The 1,000-nt window shown below is 35.0% G+C and carries 1 protein-coding gene; it reads left to right on the top strand.

The window, feature by feature from the left end; all coding sequences use genetic code 11:
* The coding region (purF, locus tag JF818_RS03545; RefSeq protein ID WP_198890605.1) for an amidophosphoribosyltransferase at nucleotides 1-1,000 on the top strand (1,000 nt) is incomplete at both ends.

The raw sequence follows: 1,000 nt of genomic DNA, 5'->3' as shown, positions 1-1,000 counted from the left end.
ACTAAGTGGTGATGTCTCAATTGGTCATGTTAGGTATTCGACAACAGGCGAAAGTTATGTCGCGAATGCACAACCTTTAGTTGTTAATTATAAAGGTGGTAGCATTGCACTAGCACATAATGGTAATCTTGTGAATGCTGGAGAAATAAGAAATCGATTAGAGGATGAAGGTTCTATTTTTCAAACATCAATTGATTCTGAAGTAATTGCAAACTTAATTGCAAGAAATTACTCAAAAGGTTTTAAACAAGCCATTAAAGATACGGTATCAGAGATTAGAGGTGCGTTTGCTCTGACGATTATCTGTGAAAATAAACTAATTGGCGTTCGAGATCCAAATGGTCTAAGACCTTTATGTTTAGGTAAGTTGGATACAGGTTTTGTCCTTGCTTCTGAGAGTTGTGCTCTAGATGTTGTTGGTGCAGAATTCATAAGAGATATTGAAAAAGGTGAAATGGTTATTATTGATGATGAAGGTGTTGAATCAATCATTTATAATGACACGATGAGAAAATCTCACTGTATCTTTGAATATGTTTACTTTGCTAGACCAGATAGTAAAATTGATGGAGAGTCAGTTTATATTACGAGAAGAGATGCAGGTAGAATACTTGCAGAAGAATATAAAATTGATGCGGATATCGTTATTGCGGTACCAGATTCAGGTATTGATGCAGCTATTGGATACGCAGAGGCATCCGGTATTCCTTATGGTGTTGGTTTGATAAAAAACAAATACATCGGTCGTACTTTTATTCAACCGGATCAAAAAAGCAGAGAGTTAGCAGTTAGATTAAAACTTAATCCTTTAAAGGAAAATATAAAAGATAAAAGAGTTATTATGATAGACGATTCTATTGTAAGAGGCACGACAAGCAAGAAAATTGTAGAGGCCTTAAGAAATGCAGGTGCAAAAGAAGTACATGTATTAGTAAGTTCTCCACCAGTTGTTCATTCTTGCTACTTTGGTATTGATACACCAGAGAGAAAAGAATTGGTT

The sequence above is a fragment of the Sphaerochaeta sp. S2 genome (assembly GCF_016406725.1).
In the GTDB taxonomy this organism is placed as follows: Bacteria; Spirochaetota; Spirochaetia; order Sphaerochaetales; family Sphaerochaetaceae; genus Sphaerochaeta.
The sequence above is the reverse complement of the archived record's forward strand: the minus strand, read 5'-3'. Positions and strand labels throughout refer to the sequence as shown.